Genomic DNA, 16,392 nt, shown 5'->3' with positions numbered 1-16,392 from the left:
TGGCGTGGATCTACCCTTGCTGCATCCCGCGGCCTGTGTAGATCCACGCCGTGCGTGGATACGTTCAACGCCGCCATCATGACTGCCTGACCCGCGCCGCTGGCTCCGCCATCCAACCGCCCAAACGCAGACAGCGGCCCGAAGGCCGCTGTCTGTTTGTTGCGTCACTCACCCAGGATCAGAGCGTGTCTTTCTTTTCCTGGTCGGCCTTGTCGCCTTCGTCGGCCTGCGGGGCATCGGTGGGGATGTCCTCGCGGGCCTCGGCCTGGGCGGCCTGTTCGGCGGCATTGGTGGTGGCCGGGGTTTCGCTGGCGGTCGCACCGAACAGCTGGCCGTTATGCACGACCGGGCCGGCCGGGGCCGATTCGGTGCGTGCCGGCGGCGCTGCCGGCTGTGCCGGGGCCTGGGTCGCATCGACGGCATCCAGCATGCTGGTCTGCACCGGTGCGGCGGTCGGCTCCTTCACTTCTTCCGGGGCGGTCTCGACGACCGGGGCCGACGGAGCAGCGACCGGAGCCGGAGCTGCCGGAGCAGCCACCGGAGCCGGAGCCGCCGGAGCAACCACCGGGGCCGGAGCCACCGGAGCAGCGACCGGGGCCGGAGCTGCCGGAACCGGAGCCGCCGGAGCAGCCACCGGAGCCGGAGCCGCCGGAACCGGAGCCGCCGGAGCAGCCACCGGAGCCGGAGCCACCGGAGCAGCCACCGGTTCAACCACACGCGGTGCTTCCACCGGTGCAGCCGGCTGCGCAGCGGCCGGGGTCGGCTTCGGGCTTTCCACGAACGGCACCGGGTCGTTGTAGGAGGCCGGGGCCTTCTCGGCGACCGGTTCGGCTGCCGGGGCAGTGGCCTTTTCAACGACCGGGGTCGGTGCCTTTTCGGCGACCGGTGCTGCCACCGGCGCCGGGGTCGGCTCGGTGTGGCCCGCCGTCACGACCGGGCTGCTGACCACCGCCGCCGGAGCGGCAGCGGCGACAGCGGCTGCCGGCGCCGGGCGCGGGGCCTGGACCTGGGCAGGGGCGGCGGCCGGCGCGTTGCCGGATTCGTCGTCGAACTCGAACTCCGGCTGCGGCTGACCATGGTTGGCGACCTGGCGCTCGGCCGGGGCGGCGGTGTCGCCGTCCTGATCGCCATCCTGATCGTCGCCCTCGTCATCCAGACCGTTCTCGTCACCATTGAGGCCATCGCTGCCGGCGGCCTGCTCACCGTTGCCACGACGACGACGACGGCCACCGCGACGACCGCGACGACGACGCGAAGCGCCTTCGCCGGTACCGTCTTCGGCGTTGGCCGGGGCGTCACCCTGTTCGGTGGCCTCGCTCACTGCAGCCTGCGCATCCTCGGCCACAACGGCCTTGGTCGCGTCCTGCGCGTGGGCAGCCGATGCAGCAGCATCGGTGGCGACCACGGCAGCGGCGGCGATCACCGCGGCATCGGCGGCGACCGGGGCAGCGGTGGTCGGCTTGGGTGCATCGGCCTGCGGCTGGCGCGCGGGCTTTTCGCTCACGGCCGGCTTGTCGCCGTCATTCTGCTGGGGCTTGGCCTGGCCGTTCTGGCCCTGCTTCTGCTTCAGCTTCGGCTGCTGCTGGTCATTGCGCGCTTCATTGCGCGGCTTGGCCGGCTGCTGCTCGTTGCGCGGCTTGCCCTGGCTGGGCGCCTGCACCTGTGCTGCGTTGCCATTGGCCGGTGCGGCGGTGTCCTGGCGGCGCTCGTCACGACGCTCGCCCTTCGGGCCGCGCTCGCCACGCTCACCACGGTCCTTGCCACGGCCCTGCGCCTGCGCATTGCCGTTACCGCCGCGCTCGCCACGCTCATCGCGGCGGCCGTTGCGGTCCTTGCCGTTGCGGTCCTTGTTGCGACCGCTGCGGTTGCCGTCCTGGCCCGGGCGGCTGCTCGGCTGCGGTGCGGCGGCCGGGGCCGGTTCGCCACCGAAGATGCGCTTGAGCCAACCCACCACGCCGGTGGCGGCAGGGGCGGCCACGGGGGCGGCGACCGGGGCCGGTGCGGCCACCGGTTCCGGGGCTTCACGCACCGGGGCCGGCTGGCTGTGCTTGACCTGGGTAACCACCGGGGCGACCGGGATGTTCAGCTGGGCCTTGGTCAGTGCATGCACCGGCAGCTTGCGCGGGGTGCCGCGCTGGTAGCTCGGCTTGCCGCTCTCTTCGCCCAGCTCGTTCTCGCGCAGGCGGGTCACTTCGTAATGCGGGGTGTGCAGCTGCTCATCGGCCACGATCACGATCGGCGCGTCGTGGCGCTGTTCGATCTCACGCAGCGCGCTGCGCTTTTCGTTGAGCAGGTAGTTGGCGATCTCGACCGGGGCCTGGACCAGCACCTGCCCGGTGTTCTCCTTCATCGCATGCTCTTCCGCCACGCGGATGATGGACAGCGACAGCGACTCGACGCTGCGCATGCGGCCATGGCCATCGCAACGCGGGCAGACGATCTGGCTGGATTCGCCCAGGCTCGGGCGCAGGCGCTGGCGGCTCATTTCCATCAGGCCGAAGCGCGAAATGCGGCCCAGCTGCACGCGCGCACGGTCGTACTTGAGCGCGTTCTGCAGGCGGTTCTCGACTTCGCGCTGGTGCTTGTTGGAGGCCATGTCGATGAAATCGATGACCACCAGGCCGCCCAGGTCGCGCAGGCGCAGCTGGCGGGCCACTTCTTCAGCCGCTTCCAGGTTGGTCTGGAAGGCGGTGTCCTCGATGTCGCTGCCCTTGGTGGCGCGCGAGGAGTTCACGTCGATGGCGGTCAGCGCTTCGGTCTGGTCGACCACGATCGAGCCGCCGGACGGCAGGCGGACATTGCGCTCATACGCGCCTTCGATCTGCGATTCGATCTGGAAGCGGTTGAACAGCGGGATGTCGTCCTTGTAATGCTTGAGCTTGCGCAGGGTCTGCGGCATCACCTGCTGCATGAACTCCTGGGCGGTCTCGTACAGCTCCTCGGTGTCCACCAGGATCTCGCCGACATCGGCGCGCAGGTAGTCACGCAGGGCGCGCACGATCAGGCGCGATTCCTGGTAGATCAGGAACGAGGCCGGCTTGGTCAGCGCCGCTTCGGCGATCGACTTCCACACCTGCAGCAGGTAATCCAGATCCCACTGCAGTTCTTCGGCATCGCGGCCGACGCCGGCGGTGCGGATGATCACGCCCATGTCGTCGGGGATGTTCAGCTTGTCCAGCGCGTCTTTCAGCGCGGCACGGTCTTCGCCCTCGATGCGACGCGAGACGCCACCGGCGCTCGGCGAGTTCGGCATCAGGACCATGTAGCGGCCAGCCAGCGAGATGAACGTGGTCAGGGCAGCGCCCTTGTTGCCGCGCTCTTCCTTGTCCACCTGGACCACGACTTCCTGGCCTTCACGCAGCAGCTCGCGGATGCCGGCCTTGTTGTGGTCGACGCCAGCCTGGAAGTAATCGCGGGAGATTTCCTTCAGCGGCAGGAAGCCATGGCGCTCACCGCCGTACTCGACGAAGGCCGCTTCCAGTGAAGGCTCAAGGCGCGTGATGCGGCCTTTGTAGATGTTCGACTTCTTCTGTTCCTTGGACGGCTGTTCGATGTCGATGTCGTACAGCGTCTGGCCATCCACGATGGCTACCCGCAGCTCTTCAGCCTGCGTGGCATTGATCAGCATTCGCTTCATTCTTGCGTTCCTCGCGCGCTGCTACCGCGCGGAACGCCATGGGGTTTCGCTTCTGGTCACGCTTCACCGCCCATCGCGCATGCGCGGGGAGGGCGGTTTGGGTTTCCAGCGCTACGACACCACGGCAGGCCGCGGGAGCGCTTCATTTGTTTTGGTTTGGGTGTAACTGGGCCGGAGGCAGCTTTCAGCCAGGCTGGAGCGCCACAGGGACATGTTCAGCGCGAATGTGTGTCAGACATCCGGCGATGGCCGGGACCGCCGGTGAGCCGCTAACATGGCCGCCCCGGGGGCGGTGGCTGCGCACTGTGCCGGAATCGCGGGAAGTCGGGCTTCTGGCCCAGAGCAACTTCCAACGAAATCAATCCCTTATCTCGCCCGCCGAGTGTAACAGAATAAAAGGCCAATGACCGTTACCGAGCCCACCCCCAAAGCCGCTGAAGCCATGACCAGCGTACGTATCATCACTGTTCCGGCCGACCGTGCCGGGCAACGCCTGGACAACTTCCTGCTCGGCCAGCTCAAGGGTGCACCGCGCAGCCTGATCTACAAGCTCGTGCGAAGCGGCCAGGTCCGCGTCAATGGCGGCCGCGCCAAGGCCGAGCGCAAGCTGGAGGGCGGCGACGAAGTCCGGGTGCCGCCCGTCCGTCTCAACGAAGAGGGCGACAAGGCGGGGCCGCCGGCCGCGTTCATGAAGCGGCTGGAAGATGCCATCGTGTTCGAAGACGATCGGCTGCTGGCGCTGAACAAGCCGTCGGGCGTGGCCAGTCACGGCGGCAGCGGCATCAGTTTCGGCGCCATCGAAACCCTGCGCGCACTGCGGCCGGGCAAGACCCTGGAGCTGGTCCATCGCCTGGACCGGGATACCTCCGGCCTGCTGATCGTGGCCAAGAAGCGCTCGGCCCTGAGCGAGCTGCAGGCGCTGCTGCGTGAAGACCACGGCGCCGGCATCCGCAAGCGCTACCTGACGCTGCTGGCCGGCCGCATGCCCGATGGCACCATGACCGTGGACGCCCCGCTGCACGTGGGCCTGCGCCAAGGTGGCGAGCGCCACGTGCAGGTCAATCCGATCGGCAAGGAGTCGATCAGCCACTTCAAGGTGCTCGAGCGCAAGGGCGGCCATTCGTACTGCGAAGTGCGGATCGAAACCGGCCGGACCCACCAGATCCGCGTGCATGCCCAGCATCTGGGTCATCCGGTGGCCGGTGACGACAAATACGGCGATCCGGACGTCAACAAGCGGCTTCGTGAGCAGATCGGCCTGAAACGCCTGTTCCTGCACGCGGCCTCGCTGGAGTTCGCGCTGGATGCGGGCAAGACCCCTTATCTGATCAATGCGCCGCTGGCCGAGGAACTGGTCGAGGTGTTGAACCGGCTCAAGTAAGGCCGACCGACAAGGGTAGTGCCGGCCGCTGGCCGGCTCTGCACAATCCCGACCGATAAAGGTAGTGCCGGCCGCTGGCCGGCTCTTCACGGTGTCGATCGAGAAGGGTGCCGGCCAGCGGCCGGCACTACCGGGCGGTGTGACCCTGCGCCGACGTTATCGGGCGACAGGGCTCGGCGTTATCGGGATAGAGCCCTCGGCATCACCACTTGAACAGCACCAGGCTGATCGCCAGGCTGCCCATGCCGGCCACCAGGCCGTACACGGTCTCGTGGCCCTTGGCGTAGCGCTTGGCCGCCGGCAGCAGTTCGTCCAGGGCCAGGAACACCATCACGCCCGAGATGATCCCGAACACCCAGCCGAAGGTGGCATGGTTGAGCACCCCTGACAGTGCGACATAGCCGATCGCCGCGCCGATCGGCTCGGCCAGCCCGGACAGCAGGCTGGCGCCGAACGCATAGAACTTGTTCTGGGTGGCGAAATACACGGGCACCGCGATCGCGATGCCCTCGGGGATGTTGTGGATGGCTATGGCGAAGGCCAGCGGCATGCCGACCGAGGGGCTCTCCAGGGTGGCGAAGAACGTCGCCAGCCCCTCGGGGAAGTTGTGCGCGGTGATCGCCACGGCGGTCAGCAGGCCGACCCGCTTGATGTAGGCCTTGTTGTTGTCGCGGAACAGCGGGTCCTGCTTGTCCAGGCTCTCGTGCGGGTTCGGGATCAGGTGGTCGATCACCACGATCAGCAGCACGCCGACCAGGAAGGCCGCGGTGCCGTAGGCGAAGCCCAATCGGGCGTCATAGGCCTGCGTGAATGAATCGATGGCCTTGTTGAGGATCTCCGTCAGCGAGACGAAGACCATCGCGCCACCGGCAAACGCCAGCCCGAACGCCAGCAGGCGCGGGTTGGGGCGGCGCGAGAACAGCACCATCAGGCTGCCCAGCGCGGTGGCCAGGCCGGCGGCCAGGGTGACCGCCAGGGCGATCCATACGTTTTCACTGGAAATATCAGGCATCCGCCAACGCGTCCTTGTACGAGAAAAGTGCGCCGTGCGGTCCCCACCTCCCCACCGGGCCGCTGAAATGCGGTGCTCCGTGGGGGCGGTGTTCACCGGGCGCGTGGCGACGCGTCGATCCGACGGGCGCCTTGACGATCCATGATGCGCGGTTTGCGGCGGCTGACCTCAACACCCTGCGGCGATCAGCCGCCGCGACGCAGCCGTTCTTCGATCGCGAAGCACTCGTCCGGCTTGGGCTGCGGCGGATTGAAGCTGACCGGTACCTGGATCGTGGTCGAGACCGTCTGCCCGGCACGGGTGCCCGCCTTGAACTGCCAGGCCTGGACCGCCTTCTGCGCCTGCTCGTCGAGCTGGGCGTTGCCGCTGCCACTGGCGAGCTGGACCTGACTGGGCTGGCCGTCGGCGGCGATGGTGACCTTGAACGTACTGGTGCCGCCGATCCCCTGGCAGGCCAGTTCGATGGGGTACTCCGGCGGTGGCGTCTTGACCGCGGCGACCTCGGTGGGCGCAGCGACCGGGGCGGCCGGTTGTTCGGGCGTCTTGTTGCAGCCGGCCAGGGCTGCCACGGCAAGGCTGGACAGCACGATGTACTGCAGTTTCATGGGCTTACTCCGTCAGGGCCGAGGCTTTCGCCGCGCAGATGAAGTCGTTTTCGCTCAGGCCACCCACATCATGGGTGGAGAATCGCACCACGGCGCGGTCGTAATGCACGCCCAGGTCCGGGTGGTGGTCTTCGCGATGGGCAACCCAGGCCAGGGCGTTCACGAAGGCCATGGTGCCGTGGTAGTTGTCGAAGCGGAAGGTGCGGGTCAGCGCCTGGCCGGCCTCGGCCAGCTCCCATCCGGGAATCTGGGCCAGCAGCTCGGTGACCCGGGCGGTGCCGAGCCTGTGGTCGCTGCCTTTGCGCGGCACACAATGGGCCTGCGCCAGCGGAATCAGGTCGGCCATGGGTTCCTCCACATCTGGATGACTGAACAATGCGCGGTCGGGTGTATAAACCGAATGAGCGCATAACAAGGGATTGGCTAGAATAGCCCGATGATCCAGATATCCGACACTGCCCAATCCTATTTCCGCAAGCTGATCGAGCGTGAGGCCGTGCCCGGCATGGGTGTGCGCCTTACCGCCGTCGATGCGGGTACCCCGCGCGCCGATGCCCGCCTGGAGTTCGCCGATCCCGGCGAGCTGCTCGGTGATGAGTGGGCGGTGGACTGCGATGGCTTCACCCTCTACGTGGCCGCCACCAGCGTGGCCTGGCTTGATGGCGCCGAGATCGATTTCGTCACCAACGCCACCGGCAGCCAGCAGCTGACCATCAAGGCGCCGAAGATCAAAGGCGAGGCGCCGACGGAAGGTTCTTCCCTGGTCGAGCGCGTGCGCTGGGTGGTGGAGAACGAAGTCAATCCGCAGCTGGCTTCGCATGGCGGCAAGGTCGCAGTGCAGGAAGTCTCGGCCGAGGGCGTGGTGCTGCTGCGCTTCGGTGGCGGCTGCCAGGGCTGCGGCATGGCCGACGTCACGCTCAAGCAGGGCATCGAAAAGACCTTGATGGGACGTGTGCCCGGCATCACCGCGGTGCGCGACGCGACCGACCACGAGAGTGGCGACGCGCCGTACATTCCCCGCGGCACGGCTGCCTGATCGCGCTGCGTGCCACTGCGCCGGGCTGACGACATCCTCGATTGGCTGCTGGCTCGCCAGCCGGACAAGCGCATTCTCGAAAAAACCACGGGCCTCCCCTATGGGTGGGGCCTGTGGCTGCGCGCGTTGTCGCCATTGCCGCGGCCGTTCCGGGCCAGCGAAGTACTTGCCGAACTGGCCCAGCGTGAGCCGATGCCCGCGGGTGGGCGCCTGCCCGAACTGAGTTTCATCCAGGCGATGCGCCGGCTGCTCTGGCAGGGCTGGGACCCGGCCCCGCGCGATCAGCGTTGGATGCGCTGGACCTCGGCGCTGATCAGCGCGCTGCTGCATCTGATGTTCGCGCTGTTGTTGCTGTGGGTGGCCTTGATCCGCCCGTCAAGCGAGCCCGAACAGGGCGGCGAGAGCGGGCGCGTGCAGGTGGAGTTCGTCGGCCGCGGCACCCCGCAGCAGGAGCAAGGGGCGTCACCGGCCGCTGCCGAGCCGGCCACGGCGGACGCGGCGATCGCTGCGGCGATGGCCAATGCGCAGGCGATGGCGCAGGCCGAGGCGGATGCGCGCACAGCATCGGCCCCGCAGCCGACCGCGGCGCCGGCACCGCCAAGCGAGCCACAACCGGCGCCACCGGCGCCCGCGACGCCGGCGGTGGAGCAGCCCGTCCAGGCGACCGAGGTGGCCCAGGCCACGACCGATTTCGTGGTGCCGCCGACCAGCGTGCCGCGCACCGAAGTACGGGTGATGACGCGCGAGCCGCAGGACATCGCGGTGCGTGAGCGCACCGTGGTCACGGTGGAAGCGCCGACGCCGCGTACCACCGTGCCGGCCCCGCGCACGGCCGAACCGCAATTGCGCACGCCCGAGCTGACCGTGCAGGAGCGGCAGGTCACGGTGGTCGAAGCCCCGACTCCCACCGTGGCCATTGCCGGGCCCCGGGTGGAGGCCACCGTGCCGCAACGTGAGGTGCAGGTGCGCGAACGCGAGATCCGGCCGGTGACCGCGCCGGCGGTGAACGTGGCCACGCTGCCCACGCGCGAGGTGGCCGTACCGGGCCGATCGCCTGAGGTCGCCGTGCGCGAACGCGCGGTGCCCAACGCCGCACCGCGTCCGGCACCGCCATCACCGGCCGCGGCGAGCAGTACGGCGACGGCGCCGGCGGCCGCCAATGCCAGCACGGCGGCCAGCACGTCCACGGCGCCGGCCGCGACCCGCGCCCCGGCGAGCCCATCCAAGGCACCGCCCGGCAGCTGGACCACGCCCAACCGGTCCGATGACTGGGGCGCGGCCAATCATCCGCAGGACGCCGATCTCAATGGCCGTGCCGTCAGTGCGACCCAGGGCAATGGCAGCAGTCTGTTCAAGGCCGATGGCAGTGTGCGCGTGCCCGGCCAGGAGGGTCACGGCAACAGTGAGCGGGGCGCACCGGGCGGCGAGAAAGATGGCTGGAGCAAAGAGCGCATTGCGCAGTCCGGCACTTGGCTCAAGCGCCCGCCGTACGACTACACCCCGACCTCGTTCGACAAATACTGGGCGCCCAACGAATCGTTGCTGGCCGAATGGGTCCGCAAGGGCATCAAGGCGGTGGAGATTCCGATCCCTGGCACGAGCTCGTCGATTTCCTGCGTGATCTCCGTGCTGCAGTTCGGCGGCGGCTGTGGCTTGAGCGATCCGAACATGCAGGACCAGCCAGCCATCGCGCGTCCGCCGCCGGACATCCCGTTCAAGAAGGAACTGCAGGAAGACAACGGCAGCCGATGAGGCGCGGCCTCGGCGGCGGGTAGAGCCACGCCATGCGTGGCTGGGTTTCGGCCGGGTGTCACGGCGCCTCGCAGCCACGCATGGCGTGACTCTACCGGATGCTGGGCGTTACGGTGCGGGGTCCGCGTCCGGTTCCACGTCCGCGTCCTGCAGCGCGACGAACGCCCAGAACGGCACGTTGCTCTCGCCCCAGTAGCGGCTGGCTTCGTCCAGCACATCCAGCAGCGTGTCGAACTCCGCGCCCGCCTCGCTGCGCAGCGCATCGGCGTCGTTGAAGAACAGGGCATAGCCATTGGCCGGCAGCCACGCCAGGTCACGCAGGTTGTCGGTCAGTGCATCCCAGTTGCCGCCGAAGCCGGTCGGGAAGTCCAGGCGGGCGGCCAGCCGCATCAGCAAAGTGCGCTTGTCCTGGCAGCCGGCCAGGTCGATCTGGATCACACGCAGGCCGGCATCGCGCATCGCCGCCGACAACGGGGCGACATCATCGTTGCCGATCGCATAGATGCCGGCGTTGTTGATGTCGTGCAGGCCCAACTCGAATCCGTCATGCGTCATTGCCAGCTCCCGGCAGGTGGAACGTCGAAACTGCGGAACGTTTCATAGTGATCATCGGTATAGAACCAGCCAGTAGGGGGTGTGCCGCCGGTGACAATGCGCCGTGCGCCGCGATTGCCTGCGCCGGGCGTGTCCACCGTGTATTCGTGGTAATAGCCGCGCGGCCGCTGCGGCAGCCGCTGTTCGCGGTTGCTGAAGATGCTGCCGTCCTGCCGGTGCGGGAACGGGCCGCCACGCTGGATCAGCGCGATGGTGTCGCGCGCTTCGGCCGGCAGGAACGGGGGCAGGGGATCGCGCGTCGTCCGGCTCGATGACGCTGGTGCAGGGGCGGCCGGCGCGCTGTCGGGCTGGGTCAGCGATGGCGCGAACTGCGGCGCGGGCGGGCGCTGGGCCAGCTTGATGGCGGCCAGGCCTCCCACCAGCAGCACGATGGCGATCAACAACAACAGCGGCTTGCGCATGAGGGGCCAGCGAAGAGGGGCGAGGCCACTACTCTACTGCGATCACCGCCCGGCACGGTGAGGCCCAGCCGAACAGCCATGCTGCACCGCGGGGCCTGCGCCGCAGCGGTGCACACCGTCACTGTCGCGTAACGCGCCCGACACGCCATCGACCACGCAGGACGAAGTTTCCTTTACATCGCCCTTGGTAAGCTTGTCGGCCATCCCCATCATCGACTCCGCAACGCCCGGTCTTTGCCGGGTGAGTGAGCTACCAGGAGAACCACATGGCCTATACCCTCCCCAAGCTGTCCTACGCCTACGACGCGCTCGAGCCGCATATCGACGCAGCGACGATGGAAATCCACCACACCAAGCATCACCAGACGTACATCAACAACGTCAACGCTGCGCTGGAAGGCACCGAATACGCCGACCTGCCGGTGGAAGAGCTGGTCAAGAAGACCAAGTCGCTGCCGGAAAACCTGCAGGGCGTCGTGCGCAACAACGGCGGCGGCCATGCCAACCACACCCTGTTCTGGACCGTGATGTCGCCCAACGGCGGCGGCGCTCCGGTCGGTGACGTCGCCAAGGCGATCGATTCGCAGCTGGGCGGTGTCGAGAAGTTCAAAGAGGCCTTCACCAAGGCCGCGCTGACCCGCTTCGGCAGCGGCTGGGCGTGGCTGAGCGTCACCCCGGACAAGAAGGTCGTGGTGGAAAGCAGCGCCAACCAGGACAGCCCGCTGATGGACGGCAACACGCCGATCCTGGCGCTGGACGTGTGGGAACACGCGTACTACCTGAAGTATCAGAACCGTCGCCCGGAATACATCGGCGCGTTCTTCAACGTCGTCGACTGGAACGAAGTCGAGCGTCGTTACCAGGAAGCCATTGCCTGATCGGCACGGTCACCTGACAGACGAACGGCCAGGCAGCGATGCCTGGCCGTTTTTCGTTGCGCCCCCGCGAACGGTGCCGGTCAGGGCGCGCTGGTGCTTTCCGGCGTCTGCAGGCGCAGGGTGGCCATGGTGCCCAGCCGCATCGCCGCAGCGTCGCCCTCGCTGGCCGGCAGCTTGATGCTGTCCTGGCGGATGCCGCCGAAGTGCTTCACCTGGAACAGCACGTCCAGGCCGTGGCCCCGTGCCGCGCCGGCCAGCGACGGCGGATCCACGCGTTCGCCGGGGTTCTTGCGGGCCGGCTGGAAGCCCGGGGTACTTCCCACCAGCTCGGTGATCTCGGCCGAGAAGTCGCCGGCGATCAGCGAAGGCAGGCCGTCGGCGGTCGCGCCGATCCAGGTCATCAGATCGGTGGTCTGGTGCCGGCGGATCTGCGCGTCGTCCGGTTCCGGGCGCAGCCGGGCCACGTAGATGTTGATCAGTTCCTCGCGCAGCTTGACCCGCAGCATCCCGGCCGCGCTGAACTGCCCCGGCGGGTGCAGCAGGGTGACGGCGTCATCGGTCACCGGCAGCCGGGTCAGCATGGCGCTGCCGTGGCGCAGCGGCTGGCTGGGCGGATCGGCAGTGACGAAATCGCAGCTGTAGCGCAGCCGGCTGGCCAGCCAGCAGGCGGGGTTGCGGCCCTGGGTCTGCAGCACCCGCTGCACCGCGATCACGTCCGGCTGCATCGACTCCAGCAGCTGCAGCACCTGGTCACGCCGCTGTTGCCATTGGGCATCGTCCTGGGTCGGCAGTTCCAGCGTGGCGATCTTCAGCGAGGGAAGGGCGTCCTCGGCCTGGCGCGCATGCGCGCCGGCGGCGGGCGCGGCCAGCAACAGCAGCAGGATCCAGCCTGTCCAACCTCGGGTCCCACCGGTGATGTGCGTGCGCATAACGATAAGTTTACGCTTTCGCCGTCGACGATCCGTGACACGGGTGCCATCGCGCGGATGGGATTCCCGCCCGCCTGCCATGTCCGGTGGCCCCTGTCATGCAGCTGTGCAGCGTGCGCTGGGGTAGGGGCTTCCGGTAATCTTGGTCCTTTCGTGTTCGCAGGACAGCCCCACAGGATGAGCAATATCGCAGCCGCCAGCGCCGGCAAAGGAAAGATGCCGCGCCAGATTCCCTACATCATCGGCAATGAGGCCTGCGAACGCTTCAGCTTCTATGGGATGCGCAACATCCTGGTGCAGTTCCTGATCACCTCGCTGCTGTTGCAGGAGATCACGGCCGATGGCCGGGCCGGCGAGGCCAAGGACATCATGCACAGCTTCATGATCGGCGTGTATTTCTTCCCGCTGCTCGGTGGCTGGCTGGCCGACAAATTCTTCGGCAAGTACCACACCATCCTGTGGTTCAGCCTGATCTACTGCGCCGGCCACGCCTGCCTGGCCATCTTCGAGGACAGCCGCCAGGGTTTCTTCGTCGGCCTGGGCCTGATCGCGCTGGGTGCCGGCGGCATCAAGCCGCTGGTGGCCTCGTTCATGGGCGACCAGTTCGACCAGAGCAACAAACACCTGGCCAAGGTCGTGTTCGACGCCTTCTACTGGATCATCAACTTCGGCTCGCTGTTCGCCTCGCTGCTGATTCCGCTGGCGCTGAAGAACCTGGGTCCGTCGTGGGCCTTCGGCATCCCGGGCATCCTGATGTTCGTGGCCACCTTCGTGTTCTGGATGGGCCGCAAGCGCTACGTGCTGGTCCCGCTGCCGCCGAAGGACCCGCATTCGTTCGGCAACGTGGTGCGTACCGCGCTGTCGGCGCAGGTGCCGGGCAAGCGCCGTCCGGGTCGTACCCTGGCCATCCTCGGTGCGGTGCTGGCGGTGGCCTCGATGGGGCTGGTCGGCAGCCTGGGCATCGTGATCTGCCTGTGCATCGCGCTGGTCCTGCTGTTGGCCGGCATCGGTGGCGGTACCTGGATCCAGCTGGACCGCGCCCGCGCCGTGCACCCGGCCGAGGCGGTGGAGGGCGTGCGCTCGGTGCTGCGCGTGCTGGTGATCTTCGCCCTGACCACGCCGTTCTTCTCGCTGTTCGACCAGAAGGCCTCGACCTGGGTCCTCCAGGGCCAGCAGATGGCGATGCCGAGCTGGTTCACCGCCTCGCAGATGCAGGCGCTGAACCCGCTGCTGGTGATGATCCTGATCCCGTTCAACAACCTGGTCCTGTACCCGATGCTGCGCCGCTTCGGCTTCGAGCCGACCGCGCTGCGCCGGATGACCGCCGGCATCGCCTTCAGCGGCCTGGCCTGGATCGTGGTCGGCGGTATCCAGGTGATGATGGATGGCGGCAACGTCATGTCCATCTTCTGGCAGATGCTGCCCTACGCGCTGCTGACCTTCGGTGAGGTGCTGGTCTCGGCCACCGGCCTGGAGTTCGCCTACAGCCAGGCGCCGCAGGCGATGAAGGGCGTGGTGATGAGCTTCTGGAACCTGACCACCACCATCGGCAACCTGTGGGTGCTGCTGTCCAACGCGGCGGTGCGCAACGACACGGTGACCCACCAGATCGCCAGTACCGGCTTGAGCGAGGCGGCGTTCCTGATGTTCTTCTTCGCCGGCTTTGCGTTCCTGGCGGCGTTGGCCTTCGGTTGGTATGCCAAGCGCTATCGTATGGTCGACAACTACCGCACCGCCTGAGCCTGACATGACCCCAGTCAACCTGCTGCTGATCGCCATCACCGTCATCGTGTCGTGGATGGCGTTCAAGAACCGCGCGCTGGCCGACCGCCTGATCCTGTGGCCGCCGGCAGTGGACCGCAACCGTCAGTACGATCGTCTGATCACGTACGGGTTCATCCACGCCGACCTGTCGCACCTGGCGTTCAACATGATCACGCTGTTCTTCTTCGGCGGCTTCATCGAACAGGTGATGCTGCAGTTGAGCGGCAGCTACCTGACCTATCCGGCGTTCTACCTGGGCGCGTTGCTGGTCTCGATCCTGCCCAGCTACCTGAAAAACCAGAAGAATCCGAACTACCTCAGCCTGGGGGCATCGGGCGCGGTCTCGGCAGTGCTGTTCGCCTTCATCCTGATCAAGCCGTGGTCGATCATCCTGGTGCTGTTCATTCCGGCCCCGGCGATCATCTATGCGGTGTTCTACGTGGGCTACAGCATCTGGATGGACCGCCGTGGCGGCGACCGCATCAACCACAGCGCGCACCTGGCCGGTGCGGCCTTCGGCGTGCTGTTCATGCTGGCCATGCAGCCGAGCATCTTCAGCCACTTCCTGCGTGAGCTGAGCAACCCGACCTTCCGCCTCGGCGGTTGATTCGGCGCGTACCGACCAACGGTCGGTACCTACGTCGTCGCGCTGGGGGGCGGGTGTACCGACCCACGGTCGGTACCTACCGACGGTGGGTCGATGCGTCGTCGCGTCGGGGGGGAGCTCACGACCGTTGGTCGTGAGCCCGGCAACCGTCAGGCGGCTTTCTTGCCGTCCACGCCATAGGTGCTGAGCAGCCGGGCGTAGACCTCGTGGTTGATCTGGTCGAATTCCCAGCCCTGGGTCTGGCCGTTCACGGCCAGCTGGAACAGGCCCTCGAGCAGGGAGCTGTCGGCATCGCCGTGGGCGGCGGGGGCAGGTGCGGTGTTGTCCATGCGGACCTCCGGAAGAGCGGGTGCGTGCAGGCAGGTCTTCGCAAAAGCCATGCCAGCTTTTACGCCCTGTCCGGATCCGATATCGGCGTGGCGGCTCCAGCCTTTAGGGCCGGATGTGACGCGCCACGTCGCTGCTTGCCCCTGTTCAGGCTTCACGCGATCATGGCGGCCGGCTGCGCACTATCGCTGCAGTCGCCGCAGGAGACACCGCTCATGGCTTCGGTCACGCCGCCCGGACTGGCTTACGAGGTGGAGCACGATCTGGCCCATCACCGGTTCCAGGCCCGGGTCAAAGGGCATCTGGCGCTGCTGGATTACCAGATCAAGCGCAAGCGGATGATCATCACCCACACCGAGGTGCCCGAGCCGATCGCCGGCCGCGGCGTGGCCGGTGAGTTGACCAAGGTGGCGCTGCGCTACGCGCGCGAACACAGATTCAAGGTAGTGCCTGCCTGCGCGTACGCTGAAGCGTTCCTGCAGCGGCACGAGGAGTACGACGACCTGCTGGTCCGATGAGGGCAGCGGGTCATGCTTCAGGGATGGCTGATCATGATGGTGGGTTACAACAAGGGGATTTCAGGATGAACATCGCAGGAAACCGTTGCGCGCTGCGCACCAGCGCGTTGGCCTTGGCTATGGGCTTGGTGGTGGTGGCAGGCTGCAAGCGCGACGGTGACGCACAGGCGCCGGTGGCAGCGGCCGATACCGCCGCCGAACCGGCTGCACCGACGGCGACGCCGGATGCGCCGGTCGAGCTGCGCGACGTGATCGAGACCTCGCCGCAGGCGGTGGTCGGGATTACCTATCCGCCGGACATCGCGCGGTATCCGGGCCTGGCCAAGACGCTGGGCAGCTATGCCGACAGCGCCCGGGCCGAGCTGCAGCAGGCGCTGGACGGGCTGGGCAACGACAAGCCGACCATGCCCTACGAGCTCTCGCTGACCTTCGAGAAGGTGCTGGAGACGCCGCAGCTGGTGGTGGTGACCGCCGATGGCAGCCGTTACACCGGTGGCGCCCACGGTGAGCCGCTGGTGGCACGCTTCGTATGGCTGCCGGAGCAGCAGCAGATGCTGACCGCCGACAAGCTGGTGGCCGATGCCAAGGGCTGGAAGGCGATCAGCGACTACGTGGCCGACCAGCTGCGCGAACGCGTGGCCACGCGCCTGAGCGGCGATGAGATGGAGCCTGCGCAGATGCAGGAATCCCTGCGCAACGCCAGCCGGATGATCGCCGATGGCACCGGGCCCAGCGCGGACAACTTCAGCCAGTTCCAGCCGCTGACCGGTTCCGACGGACGCATCTCTGCGATACGCTTCGTGTTCCCGCCCTACCAGGTAGGGCCGTACTCGGACGGCACGCAGACCGTGGACGTCCCGGCCGCCGTGCTGGTGCCGCACGTGGGTCAGGATGTCGCGGGGTTGTTCGCCCGGGGCTGATCGACGGAGG

The 16,392-nt window shown here is 67.5% G+C and carries 16 protein-coding genes; 8 read left to right on the top strand and 8 right to left on the bottom strand.

Translation table 11 applies throughout. The annotated features are described in order from the left end of the window. Positions 1-178: 178 nt before the first annotated feature. Positions 179-3,637 carry an Rne/Rng family ribonuclease gene (locus tag OC373_RS02645; protein ID WP_261996994.1) on the bottom strand — a complete coding sequence of 1,153 codons (3,459 nt, stop codon included), beginning with the start codon at positions 3,635-3,637 and terminating at the stop codon, positions 179-181. Between the two features lie 442 nt (positions 3,638-4,079). Here OC373_RS02645 and OC373_RS02640 point away from each other — a divergent pair, with 442 nt between their 5' ends. Next, positions 4,080-5,018 carry an RluA family pseudouridine synthase gene (locus OC373_RS02640; protein ID WP_019182886.1) on the top strand — a complete coding sequence of 313 codons (939 nt, stop codon included), beginning with the start codon at positions 4,080-4,082 and terminating at the stop codon, positions 5,016-5,018. A gap of 202 nt (positions 5,019-5,220) precedes the next feature. Here OC373_RS02640 and zupT read toward each other — a convergent pair whose 3' ends face one another. The 3 genes from zupT to OC373_RS02625 all read right to left on the bottom strand — a co-directional run bounded on the left by zupT (position 5,221) and on the right by OC373_RS02625 (position 6,981). Then, positions 5,221-6,030, bottom strand: a complete 810-nt coding sequence (gene zupT / locus OC373_RS02635) for a zinc transporter ZupT (RefSeq protein WP_019182887.1) — start codon at positions 6,028-6,030, stop codon at positions 5,221-5,223. Between the two features lie 185 nt (positions 6,031-6,215). Further along, positions 6,216-6,635, bottom strand: a complete 420-nt coding sequence (locus OC373_RS02630) for an energy transducer TonB (protein WP_019182888.1) — start codon at positions 6,633-6,635, stop codon at positions 6,216-6,218. A 4-nt stretch (positions 6,636-6,639) separates the two neighbouring features. Beyond that, positions 6,640-6,981 carry a 4a-hydroxytetrahydrobiopterin dehydratase gene (locus tag OC373_RS02625; RefSeq protein ID WP_261996993.1) on the bottom strand — a complete coding sequence of 114 codons (342 nt, stop codon included), beginning with the start codon at positions 6,979-6,981 and terminating at the stop codon, positions 6,640-6,642. Positions 6,982-7,071: 90 nt separating this feature from the next. On the opposite strand from OC373_RS02625, the gene OC373_RS02620 reads away from it, so the two are divergent. Together OC373_RS02620 and OC373_RS02615 are read left to right on the top strand one after the other, a co-directional pair. Then, positions 7,072-7,671 carry an NfuA family Fe-S biogenesis protein gene (locus tag OC373_RS02620; RefSeq protein WP_019182890.1) on the top strand — a complete coding sequence of 200 codons (600 nt, stop codon included), beginning with the start codon at positions 7,072-7,074 and terminating at the stop codon, positions 7,669-7,671. Positions 7,672-7,680: 9 nt separating this feature from the next. After that, positions 7,681-9,423 (top strand): hypothetical protein, encoded by a 1,743-nt coding sequence (locus OC373_RS02615; protein WP_261996992.1) that lies wholly within the window; start codon positions 7,681-7,683, stop codon positions 9,421-9,423. Positions 9,424-9,531: 108 nt separating this feature from the next. On the opposite strand, the gene OC373_RS02610 is transcribed toward OC373_RS02615, so the two are convergent. Together OC373_RS02610 and OC373_RS02605 are read right to left on the bottom strand one after the other, a co-directional pair. Further along, entirely contained in the window at positions 9,532-9,978 is a 447-nt protein-coding gene (locus OC373_RS02610) for a barstar family protein (RefSeq protein ID WP_019182893.1), read from the bottom strand. Beyond that, positions 9,975-10,439 carry a ribonuclease domain-containing protein gene (locus tag OC373_RS02605; RefSeq protein ID WP_261996991.1) on the bottom strand — a complete coding sequence of 155 codons (465 nt, stop codon included), beginning with the start codon at positions 10,437-10,439 and terminating at the stop codon, positions 9,975-9,977. Before OC373_RS02605 ends, OC373_RS02610 begins: the two co-directional genes overlap by 4 nt. 266 nt (positions 10,440-10,705) lie before the next feature. Between OC373_RS02605 and OC373_RS02600 the strand changes: the two genes are divergently transcribed. Continuing rightward, positions 10,706-11,317, top strand: coding sequence for a superoxide dismutase (locus OC373_RS02600; RefSeq protein WP_019182895.1), 612 nt, complete (start codon positions 10,706-10,708; stop codon positions 11,315-11,317). An 80-nt stretch (positions 11,318-11,397) separates the two neighbouring features. On the opposite strand, the gene OC373_RS02595 is transcribed toward OC373_RS02600, so the two are convergent. Further along, entirely contained in the window at positions 11,398-12,246 is an 849-nt protein-coding gene (locus tag OC373_RS02595) for an endonuclease/exonuclease/phosphatase family protein (RefSeq protein WP_019182896.1), read from the bottom strand. Positions 12,247-12,423: 177 nt separating this feature from the next. On the opposite strand from OC373_RS02595, the gene OC373_RS02590 reads away from it, so the two are divergent. Both OC373_RS02590 and OC373_RS02585 read left to right on the top strand, forming a co-directional pair. Next, positions 12,424-13,986, top strand: coding sequence for an oligopeptide:H+ symporter (locus OC373_RS02590; protein WP_261996990.1), 1,563 nt, complete (start codon positions 12,424-12,426; stop codon positions 13,984-13,986). A gap of 7 nt (positions 13,987-13,993) precedes the next feature. After that, positions 13,994-14,617 (top strand): rhomboid family intramembrane serine protease, encoded by a 624-nt coding sequence (locus OC373_RS02585; protein WP_019182898.1) that lies wholly within the window; start codon positions 13,994-13,996, stop codon positions 14,615-14,617. Positions 14,618-14,766: 149 nt separating this feature from the next. On the opposite strand, the gene OC373_RS02580 is transcribed toward OC373_RS02585, so the two are convergent. Continuing rightward, positions 14,767-14,946: a hypothetical protein gene (locus tag OC373_RS02580; protein ID WP_019182899.1), complete on the bottom strand. Its 180-nt coding sequence runs from the start codon at positions 14,944-14,946 to the stop codon at positions 14,767-14,769. A gap of 213 nt (positions 14,947-15,159) precedes the next feature. Here OC373_RS02580 and OC373_RS02575 point away from each other — a divergent pair, with 213 nt between their 5' ends. Together OC373_RS02575 and OC373_RS02570 are read left to right on the top strand one after the other, a co-directional pair. Then, positions 15,160-15,462, top strand: coding sequence for a GNAT family N-acetyltransferase (locus OC373_RS02575; RefSeq protein WP_019182900.1), 303 nt, complete (start codon positions 15,160-15,162; stop codon positions 15,460-15,462). Between the two features lie 65 nt (positions 15,463-15,527). Then, entirely contained in the window at positions 15,528-16,382 is an 855-nt protein-coding gene (locus tag OC373_RS02570) for a DUF3298 and DUF4163 domain-containing protein (protein ID WP_019182901.1), read from the top strand. Positions 16,383-16,392 lie beyond the last annotated feature (10 nt).

This window comes from Stenotrophomonas sp. Ste96 (genome assembly GCF_024519495.1).
GTDB lineage: Bacteria > Pseudomonadota > Gammaproteobacteria > Xanthomonadales > Xanthomonadaceae > Stenotrophomonas > Stenotrophomonas bentonitica_A.
Note: the sequence above shows the minus strand (reverse complement) of the source record. Positions and strands in the feature narration are given on the sequence as shown.